This window comes from Bacillus cereus group sp. BfR-BA-01441 (assembly GCF_022663075.1).
In the GTDB taxonomy this organism is placed as follows: Bacteria; Bacillota; Bacilli; order Bacillales; family Bacillaceae_G; genus Bacillus_A; species Bacillus_A cereus.
The window spans coordinates 1-652 of the sequence record NZ_JAKUEU010000237.1 but is presented as its reverse complement, the minus strand read 5'-3'; the positions used below and the strand labels follow the sequence as shown (position 1 = coordinate 652).

Below are 652 nucleotides of genomic sequence, written 5' to 3'. Positions count from 1 at the left end.
AATACCTTGTATTCCTTGAGGACCAGTTGGACCTGTTATGCCACTCGGACCTTGTATGCCTTGCACTCCTTGAGGACCGGTTGAACCACTCGGACCTTGGATTCCTTGTAGCCCCTGTAAACCAGTTGGACCGGTCGCTCCCCTTACTCCTTGCTCACCTTGTATGCCTTGTATCCCTTGAGGGCCGGTTGGACCGATTGGCCCCTGTGCCCCTTGCACTCCTTGTGGACCAGTCGGACCGGTTGCTCCTACCGGTCCCTGGATTCCTTGTAGACCTTGCGGACCAGTCGGACCGGTTACCCCTTGTATCCCTTGTGGACCTTGAATGCCTTGATCACCCGTTGGACCCGTTACCCCCATCGGTCCCTGTACTCCTTGCAAACCTGTTACACCAGTTGCTCCGGTCGGTCCCTGTATTCCTTGTACCCCTTGAATTCCAGTCGCTCCTGTCGCTCCTGTCGCTCCTGTTGCCCCTGTTGCTCCAGTCGGACCAGTTGGACCCCCTGGTGATCCTGCTGGACCGGTTGGACCAGTTGGACCTCCTGGTGGACCAGTTGGACCGGTTGCTCCAGTCGGGCCAGTTGCAGAACCTGTCGGACCAGTTATCCCAGTGGCTCCTGTTGGGCCGGTTGGACCTGGATCACCTTGTAAA

At 57.7% G+C, this 652-nt stretch carries 1 pseudogene; it reads right to left on the bottom strand.

The features are described from left to right. A pseudogene (locus MR107_RS30270) lies at positions 1 to 652 on the bottom strand (collagen-like protein); the annotation flags it as partial.